The organism is Mesorhizobium sp. M0019, from assembly GCF_040323975.1.
GTDB lineage: Bacteria > Pseudomonadota > Alphaproteobacteria > Rhizobiales > Rhizobiaceae > Mesorhizobium.
This window is the reverse complement of sequence record NZ_JAMYVK010000015.1, coordinates 27,949-54,156: the sequence shown is the minus strand read 5'-3', so window position 1 is coordinate 54,156 and position 26,208 is coordinate 27,949. Positions and strand designations below refer to the sequence as shown.

At 63.6% G+C, this 26,208-nt stretch carries 30 protein-coding genes; 16 read left to right on the top strand and 14 right to left on the bottom strand.

Translation table 11 applies throughout. The features are described from left to right. Position 1: 1 nt before the first annotated feature. From NKK47_RS13465 to NKK47_RS13440, 6 genes are all read right to left on the bottom strand, one after another. Positions 2-208 carry a sugar phosphorylase gene (locus tag NKK47_RS13465; RefSeq protein WP_352577184.1) on the bottom strand — a complete coding sequence of 69 codons (207 nt, stop codon included), beginning with the start codon at positions 206-208 and terminating at the stop codon, positions 2-4. Between the two features lie 182 nt (positions 209-390). Beyond that, a complete protein-coding gene (locus NKK47_RS13460; protein ID WP_352577182.1) occupies positions 391-564 on the bottom strand; it encodes a hypothetical protein in 174 nt (57 codons plus the stop codon). A gap of 14 nt (positions 565-578) precedes the next feature. Continuing rightward, positions 579-866 carry a hypothetical protein gene (locus NKK47_RS13455; RefSeq protein WP_352577181.1) on the bottom strand — a complete coding sequence of 96 codons (288 nt, stop codon included), beginning with the start codon at positions 864-866 and terminating at the stop codon, positions 579-581. 208 nt (positions 867-1,074) lie between these two features. Continuing rightward, entirely contained in the window at positions 1,075-1,683 is a 609-nt protein-coding gene (locus NKK47_RS13450) for a hypothetical protein (RefSeq protein WP_023677966.1), read from the bottom strand. A 210-nt stretch (positions 1,684-1,893) separates the two neighbouring features. Beyond that, positions 1,894-3,174, bottom strand: a complete 1,281-nt coding sequence (locus tag NKK47_RS13445) for a GNAT family N-acetyltransferase (RefSeq protein WP_352577179.1) — start codon at positions 3,172-3,174, stop codon at positions 1,894-1,896. After that, a complete protein-coding gene (locus NKK47_RS13440) occupies positions 3,174-4,574 on the bottom strand; it encodes a lipopolysaccharide biosynthesis protein (protein WP_352577177.1) in 1,401 nt (466 codons plus the stop codon). The genes NKK47_RS13445 and NKK47_RS13440 overlap by 1 nt, the downstream gene beginning before the upstream one ends. Before the next feature lie 259 nt (positions 4,575-4,833). On the opposite strand from NKK47_RS13440, the gene NKK47_RS13435 reads away from it, so the two are divergent. The 3 genes from NKK47_RS13435 to NKK47_RS13425 all read left to right on the top strand — a co-directional run bounded on the left by NKK47_RS13435 (position 4,834) and on the right by NKK47_RS13425 (position 7,048). Then, entirely contained in the window at positions 4,834-5,031 is a 198-nt protein-coding gene (locus tag NKK47_RS13435; RefSeq protein WP_023721050.1) for a hypothetical protein, read from the top strand. Positions 5,032-5,330: 299 nt separating this feature from the next. After that, positions 5,331-5,966 (top strand): hypothetical protein, encoded by a 636-nt coding sequence (locus NKK47_RS13430; protein ID WP_352577175.1) that lies wholly within the window; start codon positions 5,331-5,333, stop codon positions 5,964-5,966. A gap of 5 nt (positions 5,967-5,971) precedes the next feature. Beyond that, positions 5,972-7,048, top strand: coding sequence for an ImmA/IrrE family metallo-endopeptidase (locus tag NKK47_RS13425; protein ID WP_352577173.1), 1,077 nt, complete (start codon positions 5,972-5,974; stop codon positions 7,046-7,048). Positions 7,049-7,420: 372 nt separating this feature from the next. On the opposite strand, the gene NKK47_RS13420 is transcribed toward NKK47_RS13425, so the two are convergent. The 3 genes from NKK47_RS13420 to NKK47_RS13410 form a co-directional block, all read right to left on the bottom strand. After that, a complete protein-coding gene (locus tag NKK47_RS13420; RefSeq protein WP_352577171.1) occupies positions 7,421-7,921 on the bottom strand; it encodes a hypothetical protein in 501 nt (166 codons plus the stop codon). A gap of 162 nt (positions 7,922-8,083) precedes the next feature. Then, entirely contained in the window at positions 8,084-8,305 is a 222-nt protein-coding gene (locus NKK47_RS13415; RefSeq protein WP_352471339.1) for a hypothetical protein, read from the bottom strand. Positions 8,306-8,372: 67 nt separating this feature from the next. Beyond that, complete coding sequence (locus NKK47_RS13410) at positions 8,373-8,645, bottom strand: DUF4242 domain-containing protein (RefSeq protein ID WP_023677971.1); 273 nt, start codon at positions 8,643-8,645, stop codon at positions 8,373-8,375. A 142-nt stretch (positions 8,646-8,787) separates the two neighbouring features. Here NKK47_RS13410 and NKK47_RS13405 point away from each other — a divergent pair, with 142 nt between their 5' ends. Then, the gene (locus NKK47_RS13405; protein WP_352577169.1) at positions 8,788-11,442 is read left to right on the top strand and encodes an ATP-binding protein; all 2,655 of its coding nucleotides are present in this window, start codon (positions 8,788-8,790) and stop codon (positions 11,440-11,442) included. Positions 11,443-11,604: 162 nt separating this feature from the next. Here NKK47_RS13405 and secA read toward each other — a convergent pair whose 3' ends face one another. Further along, entirely contained in the window at positions 11,605-14,337 is a 2,733-nt protein-coding gene (gene secA / locus NKK47_RS13400; protein WP_352577167.1) for a preprotein translocase subunit SecA, read from the bottom strand. 253 nt (positions 14,338-14,590) lie between these two features. Here secA and NKK47_RS13395 point away from each other — a divergent pair, with 253 nt between their 5' ends. Beyond that, positions 14,591-15,508, top strand: coding sequence for a peptidylprolyl isomerase (locus NKK47_RS13395; RefSeq protein WP_352577165.1), 918 nt, complete (start codon positions 14,591-14,593; stop codon positions 15,506-15,508). 43 nt (positions 15,509-15,551) lie between these two features. Here NKK47_RS13395 and NKK47_RS13390 read toward each other — a convergent pair whose 3' ends face one another. After that, positions 15,552-16,208 carry a TetR/AcrR family transcriptional regulator gene (locus tag NKK47_RS13390; RefSeq protein ID WP_352577250.1) on the bottom strand — a complete coding sequence of 219 codons (657 nt, stop codon included), beginning with the start codon at positions 16,206-16,208 and terminating at the stop codon, positions 15,552-15,554. Positions 16,209-16,317: 109 nt separating this feature from the next. On the opposite strand from NKK47_RS13390, the gene NKK47_RS13385 reads away from it, so the two are divergent. Then, positions 16,318-16,554 carry a putative antibiotic biosynthesis monooxygenase gene (locus NKK47_RS13385; RefSeq protein ID WP_352471336.1) on the top strand — a complete coding sequence of 79 codons (237 nt, stop codon included), beginning with the start codon at positions 16,318-16,320 and terminating at the stop codon, positions 16,552-16,554. Positions 16,555-16,557: 3 nt separating this feature from the next. Here NKK47_RS13385 and NKK47_RS13380 read toward each other — a convergent pair whose 3' ends face one another. Next, positions 16,558-17,784, bottom strand: a complete 1,227-nt coding sequence (locus tag NKK47_RS13380; protein ID WP_352577163.1) for a caspase family protein — start codon at positions 17,782-17,784, stop codon at positions 16,558-16,560. Positions 17,785-17,963: 179 nt separating this feature from the next. Here NKK47_RS13380 and argJ point away from each other — a divergent pair, with 179 nt between their 5' ends. The 5 genes from argJ (at position 17,964) to NKK47_RS13355 (ending at position 21,142) form a co-directional block, all read left to right on the top strand. Further along, entirely contained in the window at positions 17,964-19,205 is a 1,242-nt protein-coding gene (argJ, locus tag NKK47_RS13375) for a bifunctional glutamate N-acetyltransferase/amino-acid acetyltransferase ArgJ (protein ID WP_352577161.1), read from the top strand. Beyond that, complete coding sequence (locus tag NKK47_RS13370; protein WP_352577159.1) at positions 19,205-19,984, top strand: GNAT family N-acetyltransferase; 780 nt, start codon at positions 19,205-19,207, stop codon at positions 19,982-19,984. The genes argJ and NKK47_RS13370 overlap by 1 nt, the downstream gene beginning before the upstream one ends. Next, entirely contained in the window at positions 19,981-20,403 is a 423-nt protein-coding gene (locus tag NKK47_RS13365; RefSeq protein WP_023677979.1) for a (deoxy)nucleoside triphosphate pyrophosphohydrolase, read from the top strand. Before NKK47_RS13370 ends, NKK47_RS13365 begins: the two co-directional genes overlap by 4 nt. Before the next feature lie 127 nt (positions 20,404-20,530). Further along, complete coding sequence (locus tag NKK47_RS13360; protein ID WP_023677980.1) at positions 20,531-20,836, top strand: hypothetical protein; 306 nt, start codon at positions 20,531-20,533, stop codon at positions 20,834-20,836. Between the two features lie 126 nt (positions 20,837-20,962). Beyond that, positions 20,963-21,142 (top strand): Flp family type IVb pilin, encoded by a 180-nt coding sequence (locus tag NKK47_RS13355; protein ID WP_352453066.1) that lies wholly within the window; start codon positions 20,963-20,965, stop codon positions 21,140-21,142. Positions 21,143-21,192: 50 nt separating this feature from the next. Here NKK47_RS13355 and NKK47_RS13350 read toward each other — a convergent pair whose 3' ends face one another. Continuing rightward, on the bottom strand, positions 21,193-22,065 hold the full coding sequence (locus NKK47_RS13350) for a methyltransferase domain-containing protein (protein WP_352577157.1): 873 nt from the start codon (positions 22,063-22,065) through the stop codon (positions 21,193-21,195). A 54-nt stretch (positions 22,066-22,119) separates the two neighbouring features. Between NKK47_RS13350 and NKK47_RS13345 the strand changes: the two genes are divergently transcribed. From NKK47_RS13345 to NKK47_RS13325, 5 genes are read left to right on the top strand one after another with little or no spacing between them, the layout of a single operon-like run. Further along, positions 22,120-22,920 carry a ComF family protein gene (locus NKK47_RS13345; protein WP_352577155.1) on the top strand — a complete coding sequence of 267 codons (801 nt, stop codon included), beginning with the start codon at positions 22,120-22,122 and terminating at the stop codon, positions 22,918-22,920. Positions 22,921-22,957: 37 nt separating this feature from the next. Continuing rightward, entirely contained in the window at positions 22,958-23,227 is a 270-nt protein-coding gene (grxC, locus tag NKK47_RS13340) for a glutaredoxin 3 (RefSeq protein ID WP_352577153.1), read from the top strand. 10 nt (positions 23,228-23,237) lie between these two features. Beyond that, entirely contained in the window at positions 23,238-24,104 is an 867-nt protein-coding gene (locus NKK47_RS13335; protein ID WP_352577151.1) for a carbon-nitrogen hydrolase family protein, read from the top strand. Continuing rightward, a complete protein-coding gene (locus NKK47_RS13330; RefSeq protein ID WP_352577149.1) occupies positions 24,101-24,526 on the top strand; it encodes a DUF1178 family protein in 426 nt (141 codons plus the stop codon). The genes NKK47_RS13335 and NKK47_RS13330 overlap by 4 nt, the downstream gene beginning before the upstream one ends. Before the next feature lie 8 nt (positions 24,527-24,534). Further along, positions 24,535-25,230, top strand: coding sequence for a hypothetical protein (locus NKK47_RS13325; protein WP_352577147.1), 696 nt, complete (start codon positions 24,535-24,537; stop codon positions 25,228-25,230). Between the two features lie 79 nt (positions 25,231-25,309). Here the strand turns inward: NKK47_RS13325 and NKK47_RS13320 are convergent, their stop codons facing one another. Further along, on the bottom strand, positions 25,310-26,110 hold the full coding sequence (locus tag NKK47_RS13320) for an SDR family NAD(P)-dependent oxidoreductase (RefSeq protein ID WP_352577145.1): 801 nt from the start codon (positions 26,108-26,110) through the stop codon (positions 25,310-25,312). Positions 26,111-26,208: the final 98 nt, after the last annotated feature.

The window sequence follows — 26,208 nt, the reverse complement described above, 5'->3', positions numbered from 1 at the left end:
TTCACCAGCGGATCACGATGACTTTGTCGGTCCCGTTGGCGAGTTCGACAGCTTCGGTGCCATCCGGTTTGCGGCTTTGGATTCTGGCGCTCTCGACAGCTTCAACGCCAACAACGTTGACTGCAAAGGCTTCATCGATTTCGGCGGCACAGACCAAGGTGTCCGGCGGCAGGTCCTTTATTTGATCCAACAACTCGCGAAGCTTCATGGTCGAATCTCCTTGGCGATAGCAGGAATGAGCAGCACGCTTTCGCCGCACATTCGGAACCATGTCCCTTGAGAAAGGTTCCCGATGAGGTGGAGATGCCGCAGAATGGGACGAACACGGCGATCCGCCCGTCGCGATGATGTGAACGCGCCGTGCGAAGCATCTGTCTCAAATCCCTGTCCCTAATGCTGCCGGCGCAATTCCTTGTTGATCATGCCGCCCATCGCTAGACCGACCGCCATCACCGCAAAAGTCGCCGCGATAGATCGCTTCGGCAGCACCGTCTCCCAACCTGGCGTCAACCGCTTCGGCACGAAGCCATAATCTGTTGCCGCGGCAATGGCCGCTGCCGCCAACGCATCGCGAAATATCAGAAGCCACGACGCGGCGGCCTCGAGGCGAGCCATAGTTCGAAAAGGAATGCCCAGAAGATGGAGGAAGCGTGATGCGTGCCATAGCCGACGAGCGTGTGCGCCACGTCACCGCGCCGCACCGACGCGGCCTGTTCGCCGTAGAGCCAGTGGCTGGTCGCATTCGTGGGCTGCAGGGCGCCTTTGCCTTCCCGCCTGGCAAGCAGGGCCAGCGCAGCTGTCGTGGCGAAGCTGACGATCGTACCCGAAACGGCTGCGGACAATCCTGTCTGGATCAGACTTTTCACTTGGTCCTCCGTCGTTTCGCGGTCGGCTCCTTGGAACGCCTTTGTGAATTCGCGGCAGTGTCGTGTGATTGCCAAAACGGCAAAACGAGTCCGAAGTTCCGGGAACGGACTTTTGGTTGGACGTTATCCCAGGAGCGTCCTCCGGGATAACGCCTTTGAAGTCCGGCTGCCTTTCCTCGCAAGCTACGGATCGTACCCTGAGCCGCTATTACATCGGCCCCGGCACCATCTTGGTCGGCTGCTCAGGCATCGGAAACGGATAGTTGTCGCATTTCACGTCCGGGTTCGTCGGGCTGAACATTCCGAGCGGGTTGTCCTTGAACAGCCAGGCGTGAAGGTCGTAGTGGTGGAACTCCTTCGGGATGAGCGGATAATGCCCCTCCATCGGCCCCTGGAATGTCTGGCCGAAGAGCTTCGGCGGCTCCTTTGTGTCCGGCGTCAAGGGCACGAGCCATTCCGCGCCGACCAGGCGCAATTCGCCGCCGACCGGCTCATAGATCAGCACATTGGGGCGCGTCGGATCCGCGGTCGGGCCGACAGTCGTGACGTTGACGAAATGGATGCCCATCGCGCCCTTCGGGTAGTCCATCGCCCCCTCTACCTTTTCGCCGCTGTAGAAGACGCATCCTACCGTCGATAGATAAAGCTCGCGAATGGCAACCTTGTAGTCTTCATACCTGGACAGCGATTTACGCAGGGCATCGATCTCGGCTTTGTCGGGTTCGGCCGCCCGAGGAGTGGCGGCGTTCAGACACGCGCCAACGAGACCTGCCAAGGTGAGGATACCGACACGCCTGAGGTGAGTTGTTTTCATCATGCATTCCTCCCAGATTTTTTTCTTCTGGCCGTGCAGGACCGAGGCGGCAGTGATGCTGGACGCGCGGCCGTAATCGATCGCCTCATCCCGGTTGGGACTGCGTCGATGCTAATCCTTTCCGCTGATCGGGAGAATTAACCCTGACGACCTAGGCCCGAGCGGGCCGACGGTGCGGAGACGGACGGTCGGGCCCACTTTGGACCCCAAGCACTAGCGCCGGCGCAGCAGGCTCCTCATCCGGTTGCGCAGCAGACGCGCCATGTTGCGGGTTTCGCGGTAGAGGTGAAGCTGCGACGCCGCCTGGCCGGCGGGGCGGTCGGCGTCCGGCGTCAGCCCGATCACCAGCGTGCCCATCGGCTTGCGTTCGCTCCACAGCCGGCTCATCACCGGATGGTCGGGCACCGCGCAGGAATCGGTCATCATGATGTTGGGGTCGTCGAGATGCTGCCTGGTCACCTCGATCATCAGCAGCGTGCCCGGCGAATAGGCGGCGAGCGTCTCGTCATAGGCGGTCTTCCAGGTGTAGGCGACGCCGGCCTCGACGAAGACGATCAGGCAGGCGACGGTGCGGCCGTCGAGCGTCAGCGAATGGATGCGGCAGAGATCCTGCTCGGCCAGCCGGTGCACCGCTTCGCGGGCGAAGGCGGCGCGGTAGCGGTCGATGGCCATGGCGGTGCGCTCGCGGCCTTTCCAGCCGGCAGCCTCCAGCGTCAGGAAATTTTCGATGGCGTGGCGGATCTCGTCAGGCCCGCGCGCCACGACATGCTGCAGCCGGCCGAGGTCGGCGAGGCGGCGCTTTAGGCGGCGGAACTCGCGATAATGGTGGGCGCGCAGCGAAGCCTTCAGATATTCCTCGCCGTCGAGCGCGCTTTCGAGCACCGGGCGCTCGGCCTTGCCGGTGGTGACCAGCGTCAGGCCGCGCGTTTCGGCGACGCTGGCGAGCAGGCTCGCCACCGGGCCGTCCAGCCTTATGTCGGGCAGCACGAAGACCTTCGGCAGCTTGAGATGCGGCCTGGACAGCATCGCGAAGAAATCCTCGATGACGCCGATCGGATCGTCGCGATCGACCAGCGGCGTGCCGATCGGGCCGAACGGGCTCGACCAGGTGCGCATGACAGGAACGCCGAGCGGCACCATCGGCCGCTCGACCGAGAACGGCACCAGCAGGCGCAGCCGGTTGCGGTACTGGTCACCGTCCCGGATGACGGCCAGCCGCACCTCGCGGTCCTCGAGCCTGGGCATGGCCGGCGCCAGGAAGCGCGGATTGAAGAAGACGTTGGACTCGATCGTGCGGGTACAGAGATAGTCGAGCTCCTCGACCAGGTCGAAGCCGGCGGAGGCCGGATAGATGGCAAGCTTGCGCTCGGGCCGGTTGTTGGCGAGGATCTCGACATGGGCGGGATCGGCTTCGCGGGCAAGCCCGGCAAGGCCGGACACCATGGCGCCGGCCGGGCCGCCGCTGGTTTCCTCGAGCAAGGGGACGGCAGCCATCAGGCGGCTCCTTTGGCGGGCACGAAAATGACCATGGCGATGCCGAGCTTGCGCCAGACCGTAAAGGACAGCGCGCCGGCCTCGAAGATCATGGCGAAGACGGTGGCCATCGCCGCGCCCCACAGACCGAAGAGCGGGATCAGCACGACGCTAAGCGCGATGTTGAAGGCCAGCGTCATGGCATAGACGGCGGCACAGATGTTCTGGTTGCCGCTCATGGTGAGCAGGCTTTCGCAAGGGCCGACGGCGGCCCGCGCGACGACGCCGAACACCAGCAGGAACAGCAGCGGATAGCCGGCGGAAAATTCCGGGCCGAACAGGGTCAGCATCGGCTCGCCCAGGGCCAGCACCAGCAGCGCCATCGCCAGCGACGGCCAGAAGGTCCACGACACGGTTTCGCGGGCGAAGGCGGCGAGCTTTTGCGGCTCGCCATGGGTGAACTGCGCATAGCGCTGGGCGACGCCGGCCTTGACCGCGAAATAGACGAAATGCACCAGCGCCAGCGTCTTGACGGTGGCGAAATAGACGGCGACGTCGTTGGGATCGAGATAGGCGCCGACCATCAGCACGTCGGCATTGGTGAGCAGGAAGAAGAAGCTCTCGACCAGGAAGATCGGCAGCGAGACGATGAACCATTGGCCGAAATGCAATTTCATCGGCCCGGCCGGAATCCTTTTGTCGATGCGCGACGTCACGCCGATAAGCTGGCCGAGCGTGGTGGCGTAGGTGGCGGCGATCGCGGCGAAGATCGCGGTCTTGGCGTCCGGCGCATAGCCCGCCAGCAGCATCAGCGCCATGAACGCCAGGATCAGCAGCGGCCGCACCAGGAATGTCGGCGACAGCGCAAACAGCGCCCAGGAATTGGCCCGCGCCAGCCCTTGCAGCAGGTCGGACATGGCGATCATCGGCAGGCAGATGATGCCGAGGATGAACGGCACGACATAATAGTTCTCGATAAAGGGCGACAGTAGCCAGACGCCGAGCGCGCCGAGGCCGGCGATCACCGTCGAGGCAATCAGCACGAACAGCCGGCTGGCCCGCACGATGCCGCGCAATTCGGCTAGCATGCCGCGCTCGCGATATTCGGGAATGAAGCGGATGATCGAGGTGTGGAAGCCGAGGCAGGCGAGATTGCCGACGATGACCATCGTCACCCACACGAGCACGAAAATGCCGTATTCGAACGACCCCATCCAGCGCGCCATCAAAACCTGGCTGACGAAGGCGATGACGGCGCTGACGATGCGGACCGAAAAGGCGATCAGCGACATGCGGCCGGCCTCGCCGCGCGCGCCGGCGCTGAACAGGACGGCATCGATCAGGCCAAGCAGCGGCCTTATGCGCAGCGCAACGCGCTGCGGCAGGAACCGCCCGGCTGTCGTCGCCGCGGAAAAGCGCACCCAATACTCTCCGTTTTCCGCCAATTTACAGGGGTTGGGTGTAGCGGAGACACATTAAGAAACGGTTGGGTGAGCTTTCCTTCGCCCCGTCTCTATACGGGGAGAAGGTGCCGGCAGGCGGATGAGGGGCGGCGCGCTGCTCATATTCATCATTCGCGCAACCCTTTACCCCGCTCGGTAGTGTCTCAGTTTGAAATACGCGGAAGCGCCTATCCCGTTTGCCCCATATGCGAAAACGCCTATATGCTTAGCGGAAAGCATGGCAGCAACAATGGTCTACACTGTCATCTGGTATGGAAGACAGGGCATCGTCGACAAGGTGATCTTCGACGACGAGAAGACCGCGAAAGATCATGCAACCTCCATGTTCCAAACCCGAAAGGGTGACGATGGAATCGTGTCCGTTGAAGTTCGTAAGGACAACGGCGCTGTCGTTTTTAGCCATGCGGAGAACTAGGAGTGCCCACCGGACCTAAGGCCAGAAGCGCCCCGCCGACGTGATCGGCAACGCCGTCCGCGTCCTGCGCATTGCGACAGGCGAGGAAGCTGACGATGTGATTGACGACGGCAAGGACCCCACTGCCAAGGCCCTTGGCGCAGAGCGGAAAGAAGCGGGCCGAGAATATGACGCCAGAGCGTCGCGCTGAGATCGCCAAAAAGGCTGCGGAAAAGCGTTGGGCAATCAGAAATAGCGCTTGCGTGTTAATAATTTAAACCATACGGTATGGTAAGATTCGTTAACACGGAGCTATCCACATGCCCCAAATGACCCCGACGCGCGTTCTCCGGGAAGAATGGGAGGTTCTACCGCGCCTTGAGTACCTGCAGCTTGAAAGGGCCAAGCTTCTCATTGCTCGGAACATAGCCGTCGGCGCGGCGGCTGATGCGACCCTATTTTTCCCAGCCAATGCAGCCGGGACGTTCTCTTATCACTATGGCACCTTCTCGCTTCGGAATGAGTTTGTCGGAGCCGATTGGGTTCTTGACCGGACAAATGGTGTCGAAATAATCCGGAATGAGGCAAGGCGCATCAAGATCGTCTTTGCGAACGTCGACATCGCCTGCAGCGATCACCATGACCCGAAGCCGCGTTCCAGCAAGGGAGCTGGCGCGGAGCGCCTTTGCGCGGGCAATGACCTGTTTGGTGGCCTGCCTAGCTATGCTCCGGTCCATCAAGCCGACGAGAAAGGCTGGACTGTATACTACTTGATGGTTGCTCCGGACGGGGCGGCCGAATTGAGTTGTCCCGTTGTGAAGGGCGGTCGATTTACGCATTTTGTGGAGCGGCTTTTCCTCTCGGATGGCAGTGATCTGGATGCAGAGCCGAAGCTGTCGTTTGATAGCGATGATGTCGCCGATGATTTCGACCCGAAGGTTGCTCGCAAGAAGTAATCGTCATGGCATTCAATCCGAAAAGGCTCGTCCTCGCTCGGAAACGACGGCGGATGACAGGTAAAGGACTCGCTGAAGCTGCGGGGTTGTCCCCGATTACCGTTTCGCGCATCGAAAACGGAGAAAACGAACCCGACGAGATGAGCATCGGCAAGCTTGCCACCGCGCTGGACTACCCGGCAACCTTTTTCCACCTAGATGACCCTGACGAGCTTGATACGACAGCCGTTAGCTTTCGCAGTCTTTCAAAAATGAGCGCGAAGGAACGGGATGCGGCGATCAACGCAGGACGCCTGGGTTTGGAACTTAGTGATTGGCTTGAAGAGCAATTCAGCCTGCCCGACACCAACCTTCTCGACTTAAGCTATGAAACAGACCCGGAAATGGCCGCCCGCGCTCTGCGCGGGTATTGGAATCTCGGCGAGAAACCAATCGGCAATATGCTTGGCCTGCTAGAGGTGCACGGCGTGAGGGTTTTCTCTCTGTCGGAAGCAACTAGCTCTGTCGATGCCTTTTCGTTCTGGCGCGACGAGAGGCCTTATATCTTTTTGAACAATTACAAGACGCCAGAGCATAGCATTTTCGATTCTGCCCATGAGCTATGTCATCTGGTGATGCACAGGCACGCTGGTGCGCAACGGTCACGTCTTGCCGAACGCGAGGCAAACCAATTCGCTTCGGCATTCTTGATGCCGGAACACGACGTGCGTTCACGTGTGCCCCGATTCATTACCGTAGATATTATCCTCCGTGCGAAAGCCCGCTGGCGCGTATCTGCGATGGCGATGGCGTATAGGCTTCATTCATTGAGCCTGCTCACGGAGTGGCAATACAAATCAGCCTGCATTGAACTAGGCCGCCGTGGCTATCGAACCGGTGAGCCGAACGGCATCGAGCGCGAAACGTCGGCGGTTTGGCGAAAGATTCTCGCTCATCTTTGGAGCGAGCGCATGACGAAACATGAGATCGCAGCATTGCTGCATCTCCCGCCAGACGAACTAGAGGGATTGATTTGGGGGTTGGCAGGACCGGTCGTTCGACCAGACCGCGACGATATTCTCGCGCCGCTGCGCATCATATGATGTGAGCGCCCGGCGCGAGGCTGTGCGCGACGGAGCTCCCGGCCATCGACCTGATCGATGGCGACGGACTATGCGACCTGCTCAAGGACCAGAAGATCGGCGTGCAGGTGAAGATGGTTGAGGAAATGACTGTGGACGAAGCCGCCTTCCCGGGATTTTGGCGGGTCAAGCCTGCGGGACAGCGCCCCCTCTCTGGCCTGGCCTTCGAAGCCCTACAAGCCAAGCAATTGGCTTTTTGTCCGCTGCGCGGACCGCTTCTCACTCCGCTCGGGTGGGTAGGGAGATTGGCAGTCGCCAACATCCGCGCTGCCCCTCATCCGCCCTTCGGGCACCTTCTCCCCGTATAGTGACGAGGAGAAGGAAGAGTGTCGCTTACATCCCCTTCATCGCATCACATGAAACATTCGGGTTCATATCCGCGAACACGCCGGTCGGGTTGCCCTTCCAGGCCCAGACATGCAGCTCGTAGAACGGGCCGAGGCCATAGCGGTTGGGCGCGCTGTTGAAGTTGAACAGATGTCCGTCGAGCGAGGCCGGGCCTTTCGAGGTGATGTATTCGACCGCGATCAGTTTTAGCGTCCCGTCGGCCGCCGGCTCGTACATCACCGCTTCAGGCTTGGCGACATCGACAGCGTCATCCTTGAGGTAGCCCGGATTGACGTAGTGGATGCCCATGGCGCCGCCGGTGATGCCGCTGGCGCAGGGAATCGGCGCATAGCCCTCGGCGGTTGCCGCCGCCACATTCTCGAAGCGGCTGTTGGCCGCGCGTACCATGTCGGCCAGCGGATTGCCGTCCTTTGCCTGGGCCGCGGTGGCGGCGATCGACAGGATGGCCAGGGCGGCAAGGCGCCCGGTGCAAAGATTGATGTTCATGTTCTCTCCGGTTGTTTGAGGACGCGCACCGAGCGGGTCTGCTCAACGCTGCGGCGTCCGTTGGAATTTTGCGAAACAGGTCGCTCGTCCTGTTTTCATGTCGGCCGCAGTGATGCGGCCGGTTGCACGGCTTGTATCAGCCCGTCCAAACGGCGCGGCGGCCTAATGGTCCCACCAATAATATTCCCAGTATTCGCGCCGCTGCTCGCGGTCGGGCAGTCCGATGTCCTGCCTCAGATAATCGTCTTGCGGGGGCAGCCGGCGCCGCCTGCCCAGCAGACGCGAAGGCAGCGCCGCCGCGATCCGCCATAGACGGCCAAGCAGGGAACCGCCGGGGTTTCCCACGACAGGCGCCGGTTCGCCGACCGGCATGCCATCAGGCATGTCGCAATTGCCGCGAATGGCAGTTTGATACTCATCCTTTTGTCCGCCACTTGGGGTTTGCCTGCCATCAACGGTAAAAGTAGGGGTCAAGAACCCGCACCTCCGTGATCTTGTCGACAGGCAGCGAATTCTTCTGGGCGGTGCTGCGGATCGCCTCGGGCGAGGGCGCGTCGTAGATGCAGAAGCTGCGCTTCTTGTCCGGCGACACGTAGGACTGCAGCCAGGTAACGCCCTTTTCGGCATTGCGCATGACGACACCGCCCAGCGCGTCGGCGCCGGCTTCGTTCATCGGCACGTTGAGGCCGTCGGGGAATGTGCGTTCGATCAGATAGCGAGGCATGGAAGCCTTCCTTTCTCCAGTGGGTCACGCCCGGTTTGAGCGCGGCTCGACATTGATCACGCCCGCCAAGAGCGCACATCGGAACCTTTCCCCATTTTTGGCGGGACGATTCCCTATGTTGGCAGCGTTATGGACGGGGGATATGTTGACGGGTCCATCGCGGGTCCGCCTTTTCGGCGAACTCGATCTGCGTGAGCGAATGATGCTTCTGGAACGGCAGACACAGCTGGAGCGACTCGACGGGCTGCTGGCCGATGCCGGGCGCGGCCGTGGCTGCGTCGCGGTGCTTGCTGGCGAGGCCGGGGCCGGCAAGACCGCGCTTGTCGAGGCCTTCATCGACCGGACTGTGCAAGCCACGCGCATATTCCGCAGCGCCTGCGAGGATCTGTCGATACCCGATCCGCTCGGGCCGCTTTACGATCTGGCGCGGGACGCGCAATGGGCGCTGCCGCAGGCGATCGACCGTCGGCAAGGACAGAGGCTGCCGCTGTTTTCGGATGCGCTCGACATCTTCGAGACAAAGGCGCAGCCGACCCTGCTGGTGATCGAGGACTTGCACTGGGCCGATGATGCGACGCTCGATTTCGTCCGCTTTCTCGGCCGGCGCATCGCCAACAGGCATCTCTTGCTGCTGCTAACGGCGCGCACCGATCGCAGCGAGGGACAGATGCGGGTGCGCCGCGCGCTCGGCGAGATACCGGCAGGCAGCGTCGCGCGCATCGACGTGCCGCTGCTCAGCGAGGCAGCGGTGCTGTCGCTGGCCGAGGCGGCGGGGCGCGATGGCGATGCTATCTACCGGGCGACGGCGGGCAACGCCTTTTTCGTCACCGAACTGTTGTGCAGCGGATGCGAGGAAAAAACGGCGCTGCCGGCAAGCGTGCGCGACGCGGTTCTGGCGCGCGCCGAGCGCCTGTCGGCCGGCGCCCGCGCGATGCTCGACGCGGTGTCGGTGTTCCCACGCCGGGCCGACGCCTGGGCGTTGCAAGGCCTGTGCGGCGTCGCCAGCGCCGGCCAGCTTGCCGAATGCGTCGCCAACGGCCTGTTGGAGGATCAGGGCGACGGCTATGCGTTCCGGCACGAGATCGCCCGCCGCGCCATCGAAGCGATGTTGACGACGAGCCACCGGCGGCAGTTCAACCAGCGCGCGCTGGCCGCCCTGCTCGAAAACGGCGAGGTTTCCACCGGCCGCCTGGTGCATCACGCGGTGGAGGCGCACAATCTGCAGGCAGTGCGCGAGCTGGCCCCGGTTGCGGCGCGCGAGGCCTCCCGCGTCGGCGCCCATCGCGATGCGGCCGGCTTCTATGAAGCCGTGTTGCGGCAGGCCGACAGCCTGCCGGTGGAGGAGCGCACGGCGCTCTATGAGAAATATGCCTTCGAGTGCCACCTCATCGGCAAGATCGACGAGGCCATCGCCGCGCAGGACCAGGCGCGCCGGCTGCATCAGGCCCAGGGGAATACGGGGAAGGAAGGGGATTGCCTCAGATGGCTGTCGCGCTTTGCCTACCTGCTTGGCGACCGCATGGCTGCCGATGCCCTTGGCGAGCAGGCGGTTCAGCTGCTGGAGGCCGCGCCGGCCGGGCCGGAACTCGCCATGGCCTATTCCAACCTCTCGCAACTGGCGATGCTGGCCGAAAGGCTCGACGACACGCTGCGGCTCGGCAACAAGGCGATTGCGCTCGCCGAACAACTGAACCGGCCCGACATCGTCTGCCACGCGCTCAACAATGTCGGCAGCGCCGAGCAGTGGCTGGATCTGGCAAACGGACGGCTGCACCTTGCCCGCAGCCTGGAGATCGCGCTGGAGCAGAATTTTCAGGAACATGCGGCGCGCGCCTTCACCAACAGCGCCTGCAGCGAGATGAACCAGCTCGGCTTCGCTGACGCGCGGTCGTTCCTCGATCGCGGCATCAACTATTGCGTCGAAAACGACCTCGTCACCTGGCGCGACTATATGCGCGGCGTGCTGGCGCAGCTGCTGCTGCGCCAGGGGCAATGGGAAGAGGCTGCCGCCGAGGCACTCGAGGTGATCGCCAACGAGCAGGCGACGATGCTGGTCCGCCATCCCGCCGTGGTGGCGATGGCAAAGCTGCGCGTGCGGCGCGGCGATCCTTCCGCCGAGCCGCTGCTTGCCGAAATGGCGCGGTTCCTCGAAAAGGGATCGGAATTGCAGCGGCTGGCGCCCTATGCGGCACTGATGGCCGAGCGGGCATGGCTTGGCCAGGGCGACCGGGAGGAGGCGTTCGGCCTGATCGCGCTGGCCGAGAGCCTGTCGACGACACGGGCGGTCTTCGGCGAGCTGGCGATGTGGCGGCAGAAGCTGGCGCCGGACCTCGATCCCGGCGACACCATCGGCATGGCCGCGCCCTACCGGCTGCTGCTCGCCGGCGACTGGCAGGCGGCGGCAGAACTATGGGCCGAGATGAACGCGCCCTACGAACGCGGGCTGGCGTTGGCAGAGGGCGACGAGACCGCACAGCGCTCGGCACTGGAGATTTTTGAGAGCCTCGGCGCCAGGCCCGTCGCCGTTCACCTGCGCGACACCATGCGGCGCAACGGGGTCAACCGTATTGCAAGGGGGCCGCGCCAAACGACGCGTGCCAATCGTGCCGGCCTGACCCAGCGCCAGATGGAGGTGCTGCAACTGATCGAGCGCGGGTTCTCCAACAAGCGGATTGCCGAGCAGCTGACAATTTCGCCGAAGACGGTCGATCACCACGTCTCGGCGGTTCTGGGCAAGCTGGAAGCGGTTTCGCGGGGTGAGGCGACGGCCGCGGCACGCGATTCAGGGCTGATTTGAGAAGCGAATAAATCAAAGGCCGGCGACCCTTCGCGCCCCCCTCTGGCCTGCCGGCCATCTCCCCCTCAGGTGGGGAGATTGGCTAATCGCGAACGCTAGCGCTGCCCCTCACCCGCCCTTCGGGCACCTTCTCCCCGTGAACGGGGAGAAGGAAGGTGGCGCTTACGCAAACGCCCCATGGCAATGCTTGTATTTCTTGCCCGAACCACAGGGGCAAGCCTCGTTGCGGCCGACCTTGCCCCAGGTCGCCGGGTTCTTCGGGTCACGGTCTTCGGGGGCGACGATGGCGTTGGTCTCCTGGCGGACCAGGACGGCCGTCTCGCCGCCTTCGAAATCGTCCTCGCCGGTGAAGCCGTCGATATGGCTGCCGAACATGTCGGGGGCTTCGGGCGGCGGCGCATCGGCCGCCTGGCGGACCAGCTCGACGCGCATCAATTGCGCGGTGACGGCCTGGCGCAGATTGCCCAGCATCGCCTGGAACAGCTCGAACGCCTCGCCCTTGTACTCCTGCAGCGGATCGCGCTGGGCATAGCCGCGGAAGCCGACGACCGAGCGCAGATGGTCGAGATTGACGATGTGCTCGCGCCACAGATGGTCGAGCGTCTGCAGCACCACGGAACGTTCGACATAGGTCATCACGTCGGGGCCGAAACGCTCGGCGCGCTCCTTGGCGGCGGCGTCGGCGGCCTGGCTGACGCGCTCGCGGATGTCGTCCTCGGCGATGCCTTCTTCCTTGACCCAGTCCTCGACCGGCAGATCGAGATTGAGGAATTCGGCGATCTCGGCCTTGAGGCCGGCGACGTTCCACTGCTCGGCATAGGCGTTTTCGGGAATGTTCTTGGCGACGATCTCCTCGATGACGCCTTCGCGCATCTCTGTGATGGTCTCGGACAGGCCCTCGCCGTCCATCAGCTCGATGCGCTGCTCGAACACCACCTTGCGCTGGTCGTTGGAGACGTCGTCATATTTCAACAGGTTCTTGCGGATGTCGAAGTTGCGCGCCTCGACCTTCTTCTGCGCCTTTTCCAGCGCCTTGTTGATCCAGGGGTGGATGATCGCCTCGTCTTCCTTGAGGCCGAGCTTCTGCAGCATGCCGTCCATGCGCTCGGAGCCGAAGATGCGCATCAGGTCGTCCTGCAGCGACAGGAAGAACTTCGAGCGGCCGGGGTCACCCTGGCGGCCCGAGCGGCCGCGCAACTGGTTGTCGATGCGGCGCGATTCATGGCGTTCGGTGGCGAGCACGTAGAGGCCGCCGGCGGCGAGCGCCTTTTCCTTCAGCCGGGCGATGTCGTCGCGGATTTCCTTTTCCCTCGCCTCGCGCTCGGGGCCGGCCGGCATGTCGCCAAGCTCGTCGGCGATGCGCATGTCGGCATTGCCGCCGAGCTGGATGTCGGTGCCGCGGCCGGCCATGTTGGTGGCGATGGTGATGGCGCCGGGCTTGCCGGCCTGGGCGACGATCGCCGCCTCGCGCTCGTGGTGGCGGGCGTTCAGCACCTCGAAATCCTTAAAACCTTCCTTGCGCAGGCGTTCGGCCAGCTGCTCGGACTTCTCGATGGAAGTCGTGCCGACCAGCGTCGGCTGACCCTTGGCGCGGGCTTCCTTGATCTCCTTGACGATCGCCTTGTATTTCTCCTCGACCGTCCGGTAGACCTCGTCGTCTTCGTCAATGCGGATGACCGGCAGGTTGGTCGGGATCTCGGTGACGTCGAGATTGTAGATGTTGGCGAATTCCTCGGCCTCGGTCAGCGCCGTGCCGGTCATGCCGGCGAGCTTCTTGTAGAGGCGGAAATAGTTCTGGAAGGTGACCGAGGCGAGCGTCTGGTTCTCCGGCTGGATCGCCACATGCTCCTTGGCTTCGAGCGCCTGGTGCAGGCCCTCCGAATAGCGGCGGCCGGGCATCATGCGGCCGGTGAACTCGTCGATTATGACGATCTCGCCGTTGCGCACGATATAGTCCTTGTCCCGCTGGAACAGCCGGTGCGCCTTCAGCGCGTTGTTGACGTGGTGGACGATGGCGACGTTCTCGACGTCGTAGAGCGACTCGCCCTTGAGCAAGCCGGCATCGCGCAGCATGTTCTCCAGCTTCTCGGTGCCTTCCTCGGTGAAGATCGAGGTCTTTTGCTTCTCGTCGATCTCGTAGTCCTGCGGCTGCAGCTGGATGATGAAGGTGTCGATAGTATTGTACATTTCCGAACGGTCCTCGAGCGGACCGGAAATGATCAGCGGCGTGCGGGCTTCGTCGACCAGGATGGAATCGACCTCGTCGACGATGGCGTAGCTGTGTCCGCGCTGCACCATCTGGGCGCGCTCGTACTTCATGTTGTCGCGCAGATAGTCGAAGCCAAGCTCGTTGTTGGTGGCGTAGGTGACGTCGGCGGCGTAGGCGACGCGGCGCTCCTCGTCGGACAGGCCATGGACGATGACGCCGACTTTGAGGCCGAGGAATTTGTAGACGCGGCCCATCCATTCGGAGTCGCGCGTGGCCAGGTAATCGTTGACCGTGACGACATGGACGCCGTTGCCGGCGAGCGCGTTGAGGTAGACCGGCAACGTCGCCACCAGCGTCTTGCCTTCGCCGGTGCGCATCTCGGCGATGCCGCCATTGTGCAGCACCATGCCGCCGATCAGCTGCACGTCGAACGGCCGCATGCCGAGCACGCGGCGGGCGGCCTCACGCACGGTGGCGAAGGCCGGCACCAGGAGGTCGTCGAGACTGGCGCCGTTGGCGATGTCCTGGCGGAATTTGTCCGTGCGGGCCTGAAGCTCGGCGTCGGAAAGCGCCCGCATCTCGTTTTCCATGTCATTAATCGCCTCGACGCGCGGCCGGGTCGATTTGACCCGACGATCGTTGGAGGAGCCGAAAACCTTACGGGCGAGACCGCCGAGACTGACCATCCAATGGCCCTTTCGATAGCATTCCAAGTCATTGCGACGGGCGCCGGCCGGCCCCCATCAAATGCGCGTGAACGCGGACAAACGCAAAAAGCGCCCGGAAAACGGTTCTGGACGCAAAGTCGTTGGACAGATAAGAGGGGGCTCATTCGATGTCAACGCCGCGCCCGCCCTGTCGACCGCGCCAAATTCCGCCACAATCCTGCTGGTCTGGAAGCCATTCCGCTCTAGCTACCCCGCTTTGGAGATAACCGTAATGTCAGTATTGTTCCGCCGCGCGTCGCTCGCCAGCCTTGGTCTGGCATTCGGGCTATCGGCCCTCTCGCTGTCGCCGCTGATGGCGCAGGAAGCCGCCCCTGCCCAGCCGGCGGCACCCGCCCCGGCAGCCAAGCCGGTCGATCCGAACGCCGTGGTCGCCACCATCAACGGCCAGACGCTGACCGAGGCAGACCTTGGGCTTGCCGAGGGCGAGCTGTCGCAGCAGTTCGCGCAGCTTCCGCCCGAGCAGCGCCGCGCCGCGGCGCTGTCGGCGGCGATCGAAATCCGCGTGATGGCGGCTCAGGCGGTGACCACCGGCCTCGACAAGGATCCCGACTTCCAGCGCCGCATGGCCTTCCTGCAGCAGCGCGCGCTGCATGGCGAAATGGTCGAGAAGGGCGTCGTCGACAAGGTTACCGATGCCGAGGTCCGCGCCCGCTACGACCAGGAAATTGCCAACACGCCGCCCACCAACGAGGTGCACGCCCGTCACATCCTCGTGAAGACGAAGGAAGAGGCAGACGCCATCATCAAGCAGCTCGACGGCGGCGCCGACTTCCAGAAGCTTGCCAACGAGCACACCAGCGATCCGAGCGGCAAGACCAGCGGCGGCGATCTCGGCTGGTTCGGACCTGGCCAGATGGTGCCGGAATTCGACAAGGCGGTATTTGCGCTGGCGGTCGGCAAATACACCGAGCAGCCGGTGCAGTCGCAGTTCGGCTGGCACGTCATCAAGGTCGAGGACAAGCGCACCAAGCAGCCGCCGGCCTTCGACCAGGTCAAGGACCAGGCCCGCCAGGCGGTCATCCGCGACAAGTATTTCGCGCTGGTCAAGTCGCTGCGCGCCAACGCCAAGGTCGACATCCCGGATGCGAACCTGAAGAAGACGGTCGACGCACTGGAAAGCGCCAAATAGGGCTAGATTGAGCTACGGCAGGGCGCTTGCCGCCCTGTTGCTTCTATTTGGGGGCGCGACCGATGATGCGTCGACGCCGCCGCCGGATCGGCGTGGCGTCGCCGGCATCCTCAGCGACTATGCCTTTCAAGACATAGCCGACCGCCCTGCGCAGCGTCGCTTCGTCCTCGTCCAGGCGGTTCGTCAGAAGATGCGTCCAGGCGAACGAGGCGATCAGGTCGGCGACGACAGTGGCATCGACATCGGCTGCCACCTCTCCCCTTGCCTTGGCGCGTTCGACCATCTGGCCGGTATGGACACGACGCCCTCTTGCGTATTCGGCTAGAGCGGCGGCCGCGTTTTCATCCGACTGCGCTTCGGCAATCAGCGATCGGAACACGCTGCCCGACGATGTGTCGCGCCAGTGCGCGAACAAGCTCTTCAGGAAGCCGACGAGATCCTCCTCGAGCTTCCCGGTATCGGGATTGTCGACGCGCTTTTGCCGCTGGTAAACGTCGAGCAGCAAGGCGGCCTTGCTTGGCCACCAGCGATAGATCGTCGGTTTTCCGGCGCGTGCGCGGCGCGCCACCGCCTCGATCGAGAAGCCGGAATAGCCGGTTTCGACCAGTACCGCCTCTGCGGCATCGAGAATGGCATCGGCGCTTTCCGGGCTGCGCCGTGCGCCAGCCGACTTGCGCCCGGGATCGGTGATTTCGCCCATCTCTTCTTCCTTACCCGCGATTTCAGCAGCCATCATATACAACTCTTGAAGAAACGGAACGATCCGTTTTATATGTAACGGAACGTTCCGTAACGATAAGGAGAGTTTGATGAACTCGACCGCCGTGACCCGCTTTTCGCGCCTGCGCTTCGCCCTGCTGGTGCTGCTCGGCGTGTATCCGCTGATCACTGCCATTTTGTACGTGGTTTTTCCGCTGACGCAGGAATGGCAAATCTGGCAACGCACGCTGGTCATCGCGCCGCTGATGGTCTCGATCATGATCTGGGGGCTGATTCCGGGCGTGCAGCGGGCGTTTCGCGGGTTCATCAACCCGGCGGTCCGCTGATGTTCATTCCAGCGCTTGCGACGTTTCCGACGCAACGCGCCACGCGCCATCGGCCAGCACGAGTTCCAGCGTCACCCGCGCCTTGCCGGTCAGGCGCTGCGCCGATTTGTCCTTCGGCACATAGTCGTAGCGCATGGCGAAAACCACGTCGGCACGGTTCTTGCCGTGCGGCGTCACCTTAAGGCTGCCGGGCTCGAGACCGAACGACCACGATGCCCATTGCGCGAACCAGCCGGTCTTGACCTTGACGATCGCCTCGCTGTCGTAGCGCGTGCCGTAGATGGTGGCCGACGAACCGTAAAGCCGCCTGACGGTTTCGCGCATTCTCCTGGCATCAGGCGCCAGATAGTTTTCGCGCAGAAACTGCTCGATGGCGCTCTTGTCGCCGACGGAGCGTTCGAGCGCAGCCACCTGCGACGCGGGAGCCGGGCTGACGGCCGGTTTCGGTTGCTGGGCAGTGTCTGCGCCCGGAACGAATTCGAAACGCTCGAGCAGCGACCCCTGCTCCCAGGGACGCTGCGCCTCGCGCGTTGCGGAAACGACGTCGCGGCGCACCGCGATCATCATGTCGTTGATGCTCTGTCCGGGCTCGGCCATGTGCCGCAAAAGTGCCGCCGCAAACGGCGAGTTGCGCCCCGTCCCGTCCATTGCCACAGCGCCGGGCGCCGTCGAGAAGGCGATGAACGAGCCGCGCGTCGACTCGAACTGGGCAAGGCCGGCGAGAGCCGTCGCCGAGCGCGTCGTGGCCCTGCGGCTGAGACTTCGGGCAAACGGGTTGTTGCGGCAGGCATCGAGGAAGACCAGGCTGACCTTGGTCTGCTGCTCCATGATGTCGAGAACCTCGTCGATCGGCACCGCCTCGAGCTGCAGCTTGACCGGCATGTCCAGCCGGGTGTCGACCGGCACGATGAAGTTGCGCCCGTCGACCTGCAGGCCATGGCCGGCATAGTAGAACAGCCCGGCACCGGCGCCTTGCAGCGCATCGGAGAATTCGCCGATCTTGCGCTCGAGCTCGCGCTTGCCGAGATCGTTGCCTTCGATCACTTCGAAGCCGATGGCGCGCAGCTTGTCGGCGATGTCGAGCGCATCGTTGACGGGATTGGCCAGCGTGCCGGCTTCGGCGTAGCTGCCGTTGCCGACCACAAGCGCCACGCGCCGCGCCGTCTGCGCATCGGCGCGCAGCAGCAGAAAGCCCAGAAACGCCAGTGCCAAGACCACAAGCCTGCCCATGGGGCAGGATCATAGCGCTATCGCTCGCAGCGACGCCAACAAATTTGCAACAGCCTGCTTGCTGCATGAGGCGGTGTCAGGCTTCCGGCATCCGTAACGGCTGTGAAACGCCTTGCGCCAGCGCGTGCTATCGGGCAAACCGGCGTTCCTTTCGCGATTTTTCCCGCCCGGGGTCTTCCATGTCCACACAGGTTTCGCCGCTCGCGCCGAAGAAATATGCCAAGATGCCGGCCATCGAGGGCGTGCGCGTCGCCACCGCCGAGGCCGGCATAAAATACAAGAACCGCACCGACTTGCTGGCCATGGTGTTCGACGCCGGCACCACCGTCGCCGGCGTGTTCACCAGGTCGAAATGCCCGTCGGCGCCGGTTGATTTCTGCCGGCAGAACCTCGTGGCTGGCAAAGCACGCGTGCTGGTCGTCAATTCCGGCAATGCCAATGCCTTTACCGGCCAGAAGGGCCGCGCCTCGACGGCACTCACGGGCGAGGTGGCGGCGAAGGCGGCCGGCTGCACAGCGGGCGAGGTATTCCTGGCCTCGACCGGCGTGATCGGCGAACCGCTCGACGCCGGCAGGTTCAGCCATCTGCTGGCCGGGCTGGTCAAGGACGGCAAGCCGGACTTGTGGACCGAAGCCGCCAAGGCAATCATGACCACCGACACCTATCCCAAACTGGCGACCGCGACGGTCAAGCTCGGCGATGCCGACGTCACCATCAACGGCATCGCCAAGGGCGCCGGGATGATCGCGCCCGACATGGCGACGATGCTTTCCTTCATCGCCACCGATGCGCCGATCGCAGCACCCGTGCTGCAGGACCTCCTGTCGCGCGGCACGGCCAAGACCTTCAACGCGGTTACCGTCGATAGTGACACCTCGACCAGCGACACGCTGCTGATATTCGCCACGGGTGCTGCCGCCAGGCGCGGCGCGCCGGCAATTTCCGACCCCAAGGATGCGCGCCTCGGCGCCTTCCGCCGTGCCCTCGGCAAGGTGCTGAAATCGCTGGCACTGCAGGTGGTGCGCGACGGCGAGGGCGCCCGCAAGCAGGTCGAGGTCACCGTCACCGGGGCCAAATCGGCCCGCTCGGCCAAGCGCATCGCGCTGTCGATCGCCAATTCGCCGCTGGTCAAGACGGCAGTCGCCGGCGAGGACGCCAATTGGGGCCGCGTCGTCATGGCCGTCGGCAAGGCCGGCGAACCGGCCGACCGCGACCTTCTGTCGATCTGGTTCGGCGACAACCGCCTGGCCTATCAGGGCGAGCGCGACGCCGCCTATTCCGAGGAGGCGACTTCGGCGTATATGAAGCGCGACGAGATCCGCATCCGCGCCGATATCGGCATCGGCCGCGGCAAGGCGACGGTGTGGACCTGCGATCTCACCAAGGAATATGTCGCCATAAACGGCGATTATCGGAGCTGATGGCGTTGGCTTCCAGACATCCGGCAAGCGTGTTGGCGATCGTGCGCCGCTATGAGGCGGCCGGCTTTCGCGCCTGGCCGGCGGCCGCCGTCCATTATGACGGCACCTGGGTGGTTCGGCTGACGGCCGGCCACCCGGCCAAGCGGCTGAACTCGGTCAATCCGCTCGATCCGGGCGACATCCAGCACATTGCCGAGCGCATCGGCCGTGCCAGCCGCCGCTTCGACGCCTATGGCAGGCCGCTGACCTTTCGCATCTCGCCGCTGTCGGGGCCGGATCTTTCGAAGTACCTCGACGGCGAGGGCTGGAGCATATTCGCGGAGTCGCTGGTCATGCGGCTGCCGCTGGCGGACGCCATACTCGACGATGCCATGGACCAGATTCCGTTGAAGGACATCAGCCGTTTCATCGGCGCGGCGCTCAAGGTGAGCGGCTCGGATGTGTCGCTGCGGCCGGGCCTGTCGGAGATCATCGGCGCCATCCAGCCGGAGGCCGGGCTGTTTGCGCTGGAGGCCGGCAGCGAACCGCTGGCAACGTTGATCTGCGTGCATGACGGCGACCTTGCCGGCCTGTTCGAGATCGCCACCGACAGGTCGGTGCGCAACCAGGGCCATGGCCGCCATCTCATCCGGTCGGCGCTGAAATGGGCGCGGCTGCGCGGGGCGCGGGAAGCCTGGCTGCAGGTCGAGGCCGACAACGCGCCGGCGCTGGCGCTCTACCGTTCGCTCGGATTCGACGAAGTCTATCGCTATCGCTATCGCCGGCCACCCGGCGCATGAGCGGCTTGGATACGATCGGCAAACGCCTGCTCCTGGTCGCGGCCTGCGCGCTGGTCGATGCCGACGGGCGCGTGCTGTTGGCGCAGCGGCCCGAAGGCAAGCAACTCGCCGGCCTGTGGGAGTTTCCGGGCGGCAAGGTCGAGCCCGGTGAGACGCCGGAACAATGCCTGATCCGCGAATTGTACGAGGAGATCGGCATCGAAACCGACATCCCTTGCCTGGCGCCACTCACCTTCGCCAGCCATTCCTACGATGATTTTCACCTGCTGATGCCGCTGTTCGTCTGCCGTCGATTCCGCGGCATTGCCCAGCCGAAGGAAGGCCAGGTGCTGAAATGGGTGCGGCCGCGCCAGATGCGCGATTTTCCAATGCCGCCGGCCGATGCCCCGCTGATCCAGTTCCTCATCGATCTGCTGTAACGGCCGACCTGCCGTAAGTCGGGCAGCGCCGCAACGCGCTGGCAGCAGCGTTAATGAAAGATTTATCTGACCGTGAAAAATTGACGCTAGGCGGTTACGCCGATTCCACCGCTGGGGAGCGATTTGCATGAGCCTTGAAAAGGACTGGGACTCGCCTTGGCCCGACCGCCTTCCTGGCGCCGCCAATGCCGGCATGGGAATATTGCGCATCGCCCTCTTGTTCGGCTCGGCCGCGGTGGCTCTGGCCTTGATCGCGACGCCCTACCTCGACAGCCGGACCCGCTCGCAGTTTGCCCGCGACGGGCTTGATACGATGAGCACCGGCTCGATCGGCCAGCGCGACAGCTATACGCTACGCAAGAGCGTGCTGCAGCCGCTGCCCAGTTCGGTCTGCGTTATACGGGCCGATGGCAGAAGCAGCGGCGACTGCTGACTCCTCAACAGATCTCCAGGATTCGGCTGTTTCCTAGAATGCAGCTGGTTCACCGCGCGTTAAGCCTGTCGCATTAACCTTTCTTAACGGGTCGGCGCTAGGTTCGGGCAAGAGGGATAGGCGCCCATGAAAATCTTGCTGCAACGATTTTTAGAAGACGAGAGGGGTGCGACGGCTATCGAATATGGTTTGATCGTCGCCGTTCTGTCGCTTGCCATTGTCGCTGGTATTGGCCAGGCTGCCGGCGCCATCCAGTGGTTGTTCAGCGACAACAGCAGCAAGCTTGCCAACGCTTTTGCACAGTGACCTGCTTAGCTTTTGCGTGGGATACGCTTAGCTTTTGCGCAAGGATGCGCTCAGGGGCCGCCGGGGTTTTCCAGGATTGTCTTCAGCGATATTTTTGCGGAGCCCGGCTTCAGCGGCTTTTGCTGAGAGGCATCGGGCGCCCAGCCTGACATCCAGACCACCGAGAAACTCGCCCTGACGCGGCCATCGGCATCCGAAAACCGCTCCGCATAGATTTCGGCGGCGCGCGCGAACAGCGCTCGCGTGCCCGGCCGCCTGCTGCGGTCGACAAGCGCGCTGGTCTCGCCCATGGCGCGCAGATCGGCGACCAGGCCAAATAGCGAATCGTAGCGCACCGTGATCGTCTCGACGTCGGCAACTGGCAGTGCCAGGCCGGCGCGCTGCAGCAGCGCGCCGGCGTCGCGGACGTCGGTGAACGGGATCACACGCGGGCTGGCGCCGCCATAGAGTTCGGTCTCGGCGGCAAGCAGGCTTTCGCGCAGTTCGGAGAGCGTGCCTGTGCCGGCGAAGGCGCCGAGGAAAAGCCCGTCCGGCTTCAGCGCCCGGCGGACCTGCACCAGCATGCCGGGAATGTCGTTCATCGCCTGCAGCGACAGCAGCGAGACGGCGAGGTCGAGGCTTTCCGGCTCGAATGGCACGGTTTCCAATGGCGCCAACAGTCCTGGCTGGCCACCCAGGAAAGCGGCGTCGGCCTCGACACGCACGTTTTCCGTCACCTTGCCGCTTTCGGCGAGCACCTCTGCTGCTGCCGGCGTCTGGCAAAACAATGAGGCCGCCTTGCCGAACCTGCGTTCGACGGCGCCGAGCCGGTCGGCAAGATCCTCGGCCGCCCGCCGCATGAGGAAATCCGCGCCGGCGATGGGGCGGGCCAGTGCCCGGCGCTTGCGAGCCAGCCAGAGCGAGGTGTCAATTACAGGCTGCAATGGGCAGGTCCTTGTGCTTCGCTCTCTGATATAGTGATGCGGAGGACCAACCACGTGGCCGATCCCATGCCAGAGATCAAGCGTATTGCGATCAAGAGCATTGCCCGCAAGGCATTGGGCTGGCCAGCGCGCCTCTTGTTCCCGCCGGTCTGTGCCGGCTGCCGCCGCCATGTCTCGCAGCCCGGCGTGTTGTGCGGCGCCTGCTGGCCGAAACTCAGGCTGCTGGAACGGCCATGGTGCCCGGTGATGGGCACGCCGTTCACCCACAATATGGGTGAAGGGTTCCTTTCGGCGGAGGCGATAGCCGACCCGCCGCCGTTCGAGCGCGCGCGGGCGGCGGTCGCCTATTCCGGCGTTGCCCGCCAGATGGTGCAAGGGCTGAAATACCAGGACCGCACCGATCTGGCGCCGTGGATGGCGCGCTGGATGCTTCGCGCCGGTGCCGAGCTCATCGCCGAGGCCGACGTGGTCGTGCCGGTGCCGCTGCACTGGCGGCGTTTCTTCAGGCGGCAGTTCAACCAGTCGGCGGAACTGGCGCGGGCGGTGGCGCAGCTCGGGGAGCGGCCCTTCGCGCCATCAGCCATCAGGCGCGTCAAACTCACGCGCCAGCAGGTCGGGCTTGAGCGGCGGGAACGCGAGGAAAATGTTCGCGCCGCATTCAAAGTGCCTGATGAGGCGGAGATCGAAATCGCCGGCCGCCGGGTGCTGTTGATCGACGATGTCTACACCACCGGCGCCACCGTCCGCGCGGTCGCCAGGGCATTGAAGAAGGGCGGTGCCGGCGCGGTCGACGTAATGACCTTCGCGCGTGTGCTGCCGGGGGACTTTCGGGCCGACGAATCGGCGCCTATATAGCCTAGATGACAGCGGAACGAGGCAGGGTTGCTGACCGATGGTCGATGTGACGATCTACACGCGGATGATGTGCGGCTATTGCACCGCGGCCAAGCGGCTGCTCGACAGGAAGGGTGTCGCCTATACCGAGCACGACGCCTCCTTCTCGCCGGAACTGCGCCGGGAAATGATTTCCCGGGCCCACGGCCGTTCCACCTTTCCGCAGATATTCATCGGCGACACGCATGTCGGCGGCTCCGACGATCTCCACGAATTGGAGGCGGAAGGACGGCTGGACAGATTGCTCGCCAACGGCTCGACCAGATAAGGACATGACGATGGGTGCTTTCAAGGCGGCGGCGATCCAGATGCGTTCGGGAACCAGCCCGGAGCGCAATGCGGTCGATCTGGAACGGCTGGTGCGCGAGGCGGCAGGCCTTGGCGCGAGCTACATCCAGACCCCGGAAATGACCGGCGCGCTGATCCGCGACAGCCAGGCGCGAGCCGCTTCCTTCACCTCCGAAGACAAGGACATCGTCGTCTCGACGTCACGGAGGCTGGCCAAGGAGCTCGGCATCTTCCTGCATATCGGCTCGACCGCCATTCTGCGCGCCGACGGCAAGCTTGCCAACCGCGCCCTTCTGTTCGGGCCGGACGGCGCCACGATTGCCACCTACGACAAGATCCACATGTTCGACGTCGATCTCGACGAAGGCGAGAGCTGGCGCGAATCCGCCGCCTATGAGCCAGGCACCGAGGCTGTCGTCACCGAAATCGAGGGCGCGAAGCTAGGCTTTGCCGTCTGCTACGATCTACGCTTTCCGCGGCTGTTTCGTGCCGAGGCGCTGGCCGGCGCCGATCTGCTTTCGGTGCCCGCAGCCTTCACCCGCCAGACCGGAGAAGCGCACTGGCACGTGCTGCTCAGGGCGCGTGCCATCGAGAACGGCGCCTATGTCGTTGCCGCCGCGCAAGGCGGCGTGCACGAAGACGGCCGCGAAACCTATGGCCATTCGCTGATCGTCGATCCCTGGGGCCGCGTCATCGCCGAGGCGGCGCATGACGAGCCGGCGGTGATCGTCGCCGAGATCGACCCGGCGCAGTCCGTCGCCGCGCGCAAGAAGATACCGAACCTCAAGAACGCACGCGATTTTGCGGTAAACGCCGGTTCGGCGGAGGCAATGCCGCTCAGGGGTGCGGCCTCTTGATCCGCTTTTCCCTGATCTGCGAGCACGAGCACGAATTCGAGGCCTGGTTCCGCAGCAACGACGATTTCGACACACAGAAGAGGCGCGGTTTCGTCGATTGCCCGGCCTGCGGCTCGCACAAGGTCGAGAAGGCGCTGATGGCGCCTGCCGTCTCCACCGGGCGCAAGCGCGAAAGCATCGCGCTGGCCATGGGCGAGGCGCAGAAGCAGGCGCTGGCGCAGCTCAAGGCCATGGCCGACAAGGTGCGCGAGAATGCCGACTATGTCGGCGACAAATTCGCCGAGGAAGCGCGCAAGATCCATTTCGGTGAAAGCGATCCGCGCGGCATCTATGGCGAGGCGACGCTGGACGAGGCCAAGAGCCTGGCCGAAGACGGCGTCGAGTTCATGCCTATTCCAAGTTTCCCCGACGACCGCAACTGAGGAAAGTCTTGCCCCATCCGGAGAAGACTGAAAAGCGGCGTGGTTCAGAGATAGTGATCCGTGTTTTCAGCTGGTTGGCTATAAGGTCGATCGACAAGAGAACGATCGATGGGTTGCCAGTTTTCTATAATGGCGAGAGCGGTGGGAAAGATGCCGATAAGGTTGCCGCCGCGCTGCGATTGATTCAAGAATTTGACCCTGTTCGATACAGCCGTCTGGTCCGCGATCTCAAACGGATCTGGATCACAATCAATCCAGGTGCCGCTGCGCAATTTGTGAAATCGACTTCGACTTGCGAGCTTGATCGGCGATTTGTTCTAGGCGAGCACACGCTGACCGACCAGATCGCCAGCGCGATAGTGCATGAGGCGACGCATGCGCGTCTCCATCAGCGAGGCATTGGCTATGAGGAGGAATTGCGCCACCGGGTGGAGTGGGTTTGCATGAGACGTGAACTGGCTTTTGCGGCGAAACTGCCGGACGGGGCGAGTATTCGTCAATGGGTCGAAGCTCGACAAACGGAACCCTCGGATTTTTCCAATGTAGCGATGAATGGTAGGCAAATTGATAGCGCGCGTGATGCCTTGCTCCATCTCAATGCTCCAGGTTGGCTGGCAGACTTGATCGTCTTTTTCGCACGGCGGCGATATCAGAGGCGTATCAGGCGACGAGAAGCTGAAGCGCATTTCGACAAGCGAAAATGATGCTCCGTTGTCGCTTGTGGGGAATTCGCTTCCGCCCAGAGCGGCGATGCCGCCGCCCCCTGCACAAGCGTCCGCAATTTCAGGCCGAGCAGCAAGGATGGGCCTCGCGGGCAATCGTTTCGCTGCTTCTCTCATGCCCACTGCCTGACGGGCTTGCTTCACTTGACGGGCTTGCTTCCGCATAGGCTGCAAACTGGCGTTCAAGCGCCTTGACTGCACTGCTGCGCCAGCCTTCCGCCAGGGATTCCGACATGGGATCGGGGAAGATTTCCTCTTCGCCGTTCTCCACTCCGTCCAGGATCGCCCGCGCGACAGACTCCGGAGAGGCCTTCGCGATGTCCAGGCCCCGTGTCATGTCCGTGTCCACCGGGCCGGGAAGGACCCTGTGGACGCTGACACCCCGTCCGGCCAAAAGGGTGCGCAACGACTGCGACAGTGAGAACGAGGCCGCCTTCGAGATCGAGTAAGCCGGACTGAACGGCACGGCGGCAATCGAGGCCAGCGACAGAATGTTGACGATGGCTCCCCGCGACCGGGCCAGCAACGGCAGCAGAGCCTGGGTAACGTCGTACGAGCCGAAGAGGTTTACGGCGAGCTGTTGTTCGAGCACACGACGGTCGCTGAGGTCATCGAAGGGCGATACGCCGGCGTTGTTGATGAGGATATCGAGAGCATCGATCTTCTCGACCGCCTCCCGGATCTGCGCAGCGTTGGTCACATCCATGGTCAGGGACGTCACACGCCGGTCCGGGTGGGCCATGGCTTGGCGGGTTGCGGCGAAGACGCGCTTTACGCCTCTGCTCAGGGCTTCCTCGACCAGTGCCCGACCGATGCCCCGATTGGCTCCAGTCACCAGGATGGTTGTACCTTCGATCTTCATTGCGTCTCTCCTAGTGCTTATCGTTGTGTTCGAGCCCAGTGCACAATCTAGCCGCGACTCAAGGTTGGCGCGCCGCAACTCAGGTTGGCTACAGTCGC